The organism is Micrococcus sp. Alg238-R198 (assembly GCF_900537135.1).
In the GTDB taxonomy this organism is placed as follows: Bacteria; Actinomycetota; Actinomycetes; order Actinomycetales; family Micrococcaceae; genus Micrococcus; species Micrococcus luteus.
In genome coordinates, this window is sequence record NZ_UNRH01000024.1 from 1 (window position 1) to 6,677 (window position 6,677).

Annotated in this window: 5 protein-coding genes and 2 pseudogenes; 3 read left to right on the plus strand and 4 right to left on the minus strand. The window is 67.1% G+C overall.

Annotated elements, in window-relative coordinates:
- On the minus strand, positions 1 to 913 hold a 913-nt coding region (locus tag G6R13_RS12090; RefSeq protein WP_163721775.1), incomplete at its 3' end, for an IS256-like element ISMlu11 family transposase.
- Positions 914 to 917: 4 nt separating this feature from the next.
- Between G6R13_RS12090 and G6R13_RS12095 the strand changes: the two genes are divergently transcribed.
- Entirely contained in the window at positions 918 to 1,757 is an 840-nt protein-coding gene (locus G6R13_RS12095) for a manganese catalase family protein (RefSeq protein ID WP_163721777.1), read from the plus strand.
- A gap of 318 nt (positions 1,758 to 2,075) precedes the next feature.
- Here G6R13_RS12095 and G6R13_RS12100 read toward each other — a convergent pair whose 3' ends face one another.
- Positions 2,076 to 2,678 (minus strand): cadmium resistance transporter, encoded by a 603-nt coding sequence (locus G6R13_RS12100; RefSeq protein ID WP_036341590.1) that lies wholly within the window; start codon positions 2,676 to 2,678, stop codon positions 2,076 to 2,078.
- Complete coding sequence (locus G6R13_RS12105) at positions 2,675 to 3,034, minus strand: metalloregulator ArsR/SmtB family transcription factor (RefSeq protein ID WP_017488126.1); 360 nt, start codon at positions 3,032 to 3,034, stop codon at positions 2,675 to 2,677. The genes G6R13_RS12100 and G6R13_RS12105 overlap by 4 nt, the downstream gene beginning before the upstream one ends.
- 269 nt (positions 3,035 to 3,303) lie before the next feature.
- Here G6R13_RS12105 and G6R13_RS12110 point away from each other — a divergent pair.
- Both G6R13_RS12110 and G6R13_RS12115 read left to right on the plus strand, forming a co-directional pair.
- Positions 3,304 to 4,950, plus strand: a pseudogene (locus G6R13_RS12110) (Mu transposase C-terminal domain-containing protein).
- Positions 4,944 to 5,633: pseudogene (locus G6R13_RS12115) on the plus strand (TniB family NTP-binding protein); the annotation flags it as partial. The pseudogenes G6R13_RS12110 and G6R13_RS12115, both read left to right, overlap by 7 nt.
- 33 nt (positions 5,634 to 5,666) lie before the next feature.
- Here G6R13_RS12115 and G6R13_RS12120 read toward each other — a convergent pair.
- Positions 5,667 to 6,677: IS256-like element ISMlu11 family transposase (locus G6R13_RS12120; protein WP_163721774.1), on the minus strand; the 1,011-nt coding region annotated here is incomplete at its 5' end.

Here is a 6,677-nt window from a genome sequence, read left to right on the forward strand (position 1 = left end):
GGGCGGTGTAGATCGGCTTCAGCGCGGCGGCGACCTTCTTGCGGTCCTGGTAGGCCACGAACCGCATCGCGGCCCGGATCAGGTGAACCACGCAGGTCTGGACCATCGAGTCCGGCCACGTCGCCTCGATCGCCTCCGGCAGGCCCTTGAGCCCGTCGCAGCACACGATCAGCACGTCCTGCACGCCCCGGTTGGCGAGATCGGCGCAGACGTGGGCCCAGAACGCCGAGCCCTCGGTGTCCTGGACCCAGATCCCCAGCACGTGCTTGATGCCCTCGAGGTCCACGCCGACGGCGATGTAGGCGGCACGGTTGAGGACCTGGCTGTTCTCTCGGATCTTGATCCGGATTGCGTCGAGATAGATCACCGGATAGAACTCCTCCAGCGGCCGCGACTGCCACGCCAGGACCTCTTCGCTCACGGCGTCGGTGATGTTGGAGATCGTCTCGTGCGACAGGTCCGTGCCGATCGTGGAGGCCAGGTGGTGCTGGATGTCCCGGATCGTCATTCCGCCGGCATAGAGGCTGATGATCATGTCATCCAGGCCCCCGAGGCGCCGCTGGCCCTTGGGCACCAGGCGCGGGGTGAACGACCCGCCCCGGTCTCGCGGGACGTCCAGCTCGATCGGCCCGACCTCGGACTCCACGGTCTTCGGGGTGGTCCCGTTGCGGGAGTTGGCGTGCTTCGGCGCCTCGCTCGAGCCCTTCTCGTAGCCCAGATGGCTGGTCAGCTCGGCCTGCAGGCCCCGCTCGAGCGCGGCCTTGACCAGCGCGGGCACGAACCCGCCGTCACCGGTGAGCTCGACGCCGCCCGCGTCGATCTGCGCGAACAGGGCATCAAGCTGCCCTGAGGCTTTCAGCTGCTCGACCAGGTCCTGGCCCGAGGGCTCGCCTGGGTTCTTCTCGTCGATCATGGTCATGATTCTTACCGTTCCTCTCGGTACGGCTTACACAGACCATCTGACACGCCCGTACGGCGAGATCACCGTGGCCATGCAGTACAGCTTCCAAGCATGGAACGCCCACATCCCGGGCAAGTACCGGGACCTGCTCTTCAGCACGGCGGCCGAGGAGTTCGGTCACGTCGAGATGCTCGCCACTATGGTGGCCCAGCTGCTGGAGAAGGCCCCGGTGGGGATCACCACCGACGCCATCCAGGATGACCCGGCCGTGGCCGCCGTCATCGGGGGCACCGACCTGCAGCAGGCCATCGTGGCCGGTGCCGGTGCTCGCCCCGTGGACAGCATGGGGAATCCGTGGACCGCAGCGTATGTCACGGCCAGCGGCAACCTGCTGGCCGACATGACCGCCAACCTCAACGCCGAGATGCAGGGCCGCACCCAGGTGGCCCGGCTCTACCACATGACCGATGACCCGGGCATCCGGGAGCTGCTCTCCTTCCTGCTGGCCCGGGACACGATGCACCAGAACCAGTGGGCGGCGGCTGTGAAGGAGCTGCAGGAGGACGGCCTGGAGGAGATGCCGGTGCCGAGCAACTTCCCGCAGAAGAAGGAGGCCACGGAGCACTCGTACACGCACTATGAGTTCTCTGACGGTCAGGCCACTGCGGAGGGTTCGTGGGCTGCAGGCCCCACCCCGGACGGCAAGGGCGAGTTCTCCTACTCGTCCGAGCCGCCGGCGGGGGTCCCCATGCCCCCGCCCACCCACCCGGACTCCCGTTTCTACGGGACCACGGAGGTGCCCAACCGCCTCGAGAAGCTGGCGGGCACGGTGCAGGACAAGCTGCACCGCGAGTAACCCGACCTTCCCGATGAGGGAGTGCACGGGCCCGTCTGCCCCGGCAGGCGGGCCCGTGCCGTCTGTCCCTGTAAGAGGCCGCATCTCCCTGGCATGGATTGTGACGAGAATGCGTCTCACCACTCTTGAGGGGCTGCGGGCGCTTCGGACAGGGCTGAGGGGCGCGCGTGTGGCTTCGTTCGCTTGGTGGCGGGGTTTTTGCAGCGCTCCGTGGCGGTCTTGTTGCCGCGATCACGCAGGACTGGCTGCAGGTAGGTGTCGCGGTCTGAACCGAGAGGGGTGCGCCCGGTCGGGGCCGTTTGGATCGCTGCCGCTACGTCAGAGTCCGAAGGCTCCGCCGCTGACGAGGATCACGATGCCGAGGCCGATGAGAACGATGGGGAAGAGGATGTTCTCCCAGCGTTCGAGCACTTCGGCGATCGGGGGGCGGGTGGCGACGAACTTTGCCAGGGCCACCAGGACCGCGACGAGCGCGAGGAAGACGATGCAGTAGGCGACTACTGCGAGAGGTTCCACGCTGAGGAAGACAGGKGTGTAGACGCCGATGTTGTCGCCGCCGTTGGCAAGGGTGACGCCTGCGACTGTCCACACGCCGACCTTCTTGCCGGCAACCTTGGCCTCGTCGTCATCGTCGTCATCGTCTCCGCGCCAGGCCTGCCATGCGGCCCAGAGGCCGAGGCCCAGAGGGATGAGGCCGAAGTACGGGATGGCTGCCGGGGGCAGGAATGCTCCGGCGCCGATGGTCACCAGGACCGCGGCACCGAGGATGCCGGCGAATCCGAGGTACTGGCCGGCCAGAATGCGGGCGGTAGTGCCGCGCTGGCCTGCCCCTCGCGCGAAGAAGAGGGAGAGCACGATGATGTCGTCGATGTTGGTCGCTGCGAACAGGCCCATCGCCTGCAAGACCGAGGTGAGGCTCATGCGCCCTCCCCAGCTGCGTCGCATCCGGGAAGCGAGCAGGCGGGATCGATGCACGGGGCGTCTTCGTCCACTGCCAGGGTGGCATCGACCAGTGCCGTCAGCGCCTGCGCCAGGTGCGAATCGGCGATCTCATATCGTGTCCGACGACCCTCGGGCTCGGAGACGACGATCCCGCAATCGCGCAGGCATGCCAGGTGGTTGGACACGTTCGGGCGTGTCAGGTCCAGATCTCGGGCCAGTTCCGCCGGGTAAGCGGGATGGTCGAGCAGGGTCAAGATGATCCGGGATCGAGTGGGGTCGGCCAGTGCACGACCCAGGCGGTTCATCACGTCGAGACGCGAAGCAATAGTCATCATGGACTGAACTATACAGTGCGAACTGAACACTCGGTCACAGGCGTCAGCCCAGATCGCATGCCCGTAAGGGGATCCTTCACCGTACGTCGAGCGAGCTCAGTCCTCGAGTCATTTTCAGAAGTCGACTGCGCTCTCGGGCCCGTCCTCTCGGGGGTGGTGTCGTCGACTCCCGAGCCCTGGTCGTTCAGTAGTCCTGTGCACTAGCGTCGCATCTGCTCAGTAGTCCTGTTCTCTATGAGGAGGCGGGCGTGGACGGCGACCAGGATGAGATGGCTGGACCGGGCGTGCTTGCGGTGCCCGAGCGTGAGTGGGAGCAGGCCCGGTTGCGGGCCGGGGTGATCGGTCGCCTGGCCGAGCACGATCCAGTGGGACTGGCTGTCGTCGACGAAGCCGCGATGGAGCTGGGGATCTCCCGGCGCCGGGTGTACGTGCTGCTGGAGCGGTACCGGCGGGGCTCGGGCCTGGTCACTGATCTTGTCCCCCGGCGATCGGATGGTGGCAAGGGTGGGGGCCGGCTGACGGAGCCAGTGGAGCAGATCATCCGTGAGCTGGTGCGCCAGCGGTACTTGACCCGGCAGAAGCGCAGCATTGCCTCCCTGCATCGGGAGATCACGCGGGCCTGCGCCGTGTAGGGGCTGCCGGCTCCGGCACGGAACACGGTGGCCGCGCGGATCGCTCGGATGAATCCGGTCGAGGTGGGCCGGCGGCGCGAGGGGGCCGAGAGCGTCCGGCCGTTGCAATCGGCCGGGGACGAGGTTCCGGTAGTCGAGTCGATCCTGGACCAGGTGCAGATCGATCACACGGTCATGGATCTGATCGTGGTCGATGACCGTGACCGTCAGCCGATCGGACGGCCGTATCTGACGGTGGCCATCGACGTGCGCAGTCGGTGTCTGGTTGGAATGGTGGTGACCTTGGAGCCGCCCTCGGCGGTGTCGGTGGGGTTGTGCCTGGCCCATGCGGCCGGTGACAAGCGGCCCTGGCTGGAGCGGCTCGGAATCGACGCGGCCTGGCCGATGAGTGGCAAGCCGAAGGTCCTGTATGTGGACAATGCTCGGGAGTTCAAGAGCGAAGCGCTCACCCGCGGGTGCGACCAGCACGGTATCAGCCTCGACTACCGCCCGCTGGGCCGGCCGCATTACGGCGGGATCGTCGAGCGGGTCATCGGCACGGCCATGCGACAGATCCACGAGCTGCCGGGGACCACGTTTTCGAACCCAGTCGAGCGTGGAGCGTACGACGCCGAGAAGATGGCCGCACTGACGATTGCCGAGTTGGAGCGGTGGCTGGTGTTGGCTGTGGCGACCTACCACGGCACGGTGCACTCCACGCTGGGCCAGACCCCGGCCGGACGGTGGGTCGAGTCGGTCGCAGCGACCAGTACCCCGATGACGACGGCCAACCCAACGGCGTTCTTAGTGGACTTTCTGCCCGTGTTCCGCCGCAAGCTCACGCGCACCGGGTTTGTTCTAGACCATGTCCACTATTTCGCCAATGCGCTCAAGCCGTGGATCGCACGCCGCGAGGCCCTGGAGCGGTTCCTCATCCGGCGGGATCCGCGCGATATCAGCCGCATCTGGGTGCTGGACCCCGAGGGCACCGCGTACATCGAGGTCCCGTATCGGGCGTTGTCGAACCCGGCGGTCAGCGTGTGGGAGCACCGGCAGGCTCTGGCCCGGCTGCGCGAGCGTGGGGCCACCGAAGTCGACGAGTCGGGCCTGTTCCGGATGATCGAGCAGATGCGCACCATCTCCGAGACCGCCCAGAAGACCACCAAGCACACCCGCCGCGAGAGGCAACGCCGCACCCAGACCGGGACGACCACTACGAGGCCGACGCCCCCGGTGCCGGAACCACCGGTCGTACCAACGGACTTGGATGTGGTGGCCCGGTTCGGGGAGATCGAGCAATGGTGAATGCCAACGAGTACGAGCCGCTGGAGCTGTCCCACTTGCACCCGGCCGCGCAGCCGGTGGCGCGATTGCCGGCGGCCGAGCGGGTCCAGCGGATCCGCGCGGACCGCTGGATCGGCTACCCGAAGGCGGTCGAGGCCGTCGAGCGTCTGGAGACCATGCTCGGCTGGCCGGCGAAGCAGCGCATGCCCAACCTGCTACTGGTGGGCCCGACAAACAACGGCAAGTCGATGATCATCGAGCGCTTCCGCCGGCAGCACCCGCCCAGCTCCGAACCGGACCGGGAGCAGGTCCCGGTGGTGTGCGTGCAGATGCCCTCGGAACCATCACCCTTGCGGTTCTACACCGCGATCCTGTCCGTCCTGGGCGCACCCCTGCGGCCCCGGCCTCGTCTGGTGGAGCTCGAACGCCTCGCCTTGTCCCTGCTGCGCGAGGTCGGGGCGCGGATGCTGGTCGTTGATGAGCTGCACAACGTGCTGGCCGGTCGCGGGGACACCCGTCGGGAGTTCCTGAACCTACTGCGGTTTCTGGGCAACGAACTGCGCATCCCGCTGGTCGGGGTCGGCACCCGCGAGGCCTACCTGGCGGTGCGCTCCGATGACCAGTTGGAGAACCGCTTCGAACCCTTCGTGCTCCCGCTCTGGGAGGCCGACGACCAGGCGAGATCCCTGCTGGCCAGCTTCGCCGGGCGTGTCAACTTGTCTGTGTAAGCGGGGTGGTCACAGGTAGGGGTTGATCCGGTCGGGGTAGGCCGCGGCGAGCTGGGCGAGGGCCTGCTTCCAGTTCGTGACGGCCTGGCCTTCGACGAGCCGGCCCTGGGCTTTGCGCTGGCCGGCGGGTTTGCCCCGGTCCCGAGCGCGTTCGGCGGCGCGTTTGTCTTCGATGTTGCAGATCGCCAGCCAGAGCAGCTTCACCGCCGCCTCGGTCGAGGGGAAGTGGCCGCGGTTCTTGGTCACCTTCCGTAGCTGGAAGTTCAGCGACTCGATGCTGTTGGTCGTGTAGATGACCTTGCGGAGCATGGGTGGGAACTGCAGGAACGGGATGAACCGCTCCCAGGAGTTCGCCCAGGTCGCGGCTGCAGACGGGTACTTCGTGCCGAGCTCGGAGGCCTCGAACTCGGCCAGCGCCTTCCTCGCGGTCTCTTCGTTGGGGGCGGTGTAGATCGGCTTCAGCGCGGCGGCGACCTTCTTGCGGTCCTGGTAGGCCACGAACCGCATCGCGGCCCGGATCAGGTGAACCACGCAGGTCTGGACCATCGAGTCCGGCCACGTCGCCTCGATCGCCTCCGGCAGGCCCTTGAGCCCGTCGCAGCACACGATCAGCACGTCCTGCACGCCCCGGTTGGCGAGATCGGCGCAGACGTGGGCCCAGAACGCCGAGCCCTCGGTGTCCTGGACCCAGATCCCCAGCACGTGCTTGATGCCCTCGAGGTCCACGCCGACGGCGATGTAGGCGGCACGGTTGAGGACCTGGCTGTTCTCTCGGATCTTGATCCGGATTGCGTCGAGATAGATCACCGGATAGAACTCCTCCAGCGGCCGCGACTGCCACGCCAGGACCTCTTCGCTCACGGCGTCGGTGATGTTGGAGATCGTCTCGTGCGACAGGTCCGTGCCGATCGTGGAGGCCAGGTGGTGCTGGATGTCCCGGATCGTCATTCCGCCGGCATAGAGGCTGATGATCATGTCATCCAGGCCCCCGAGGCGCCGCTGGCCCTTGGGCACCAGGCG

Coding starts and splice junctions, on each gene's coding strand:
- G6R13_RS12095 (WP_163721777.1), top strand. CDS start 918: ATGATTCTTACCGTTCCTCTCGGTACGGCTTACACAGACCATCTGACA.
- G6R13_RS12105 (WP_017488126.1), bottom strand. CDS start 3,034: ATGATGACTATTGCTTCGCGTCTCGACGTGATGAACCGCCTGGGTCGT.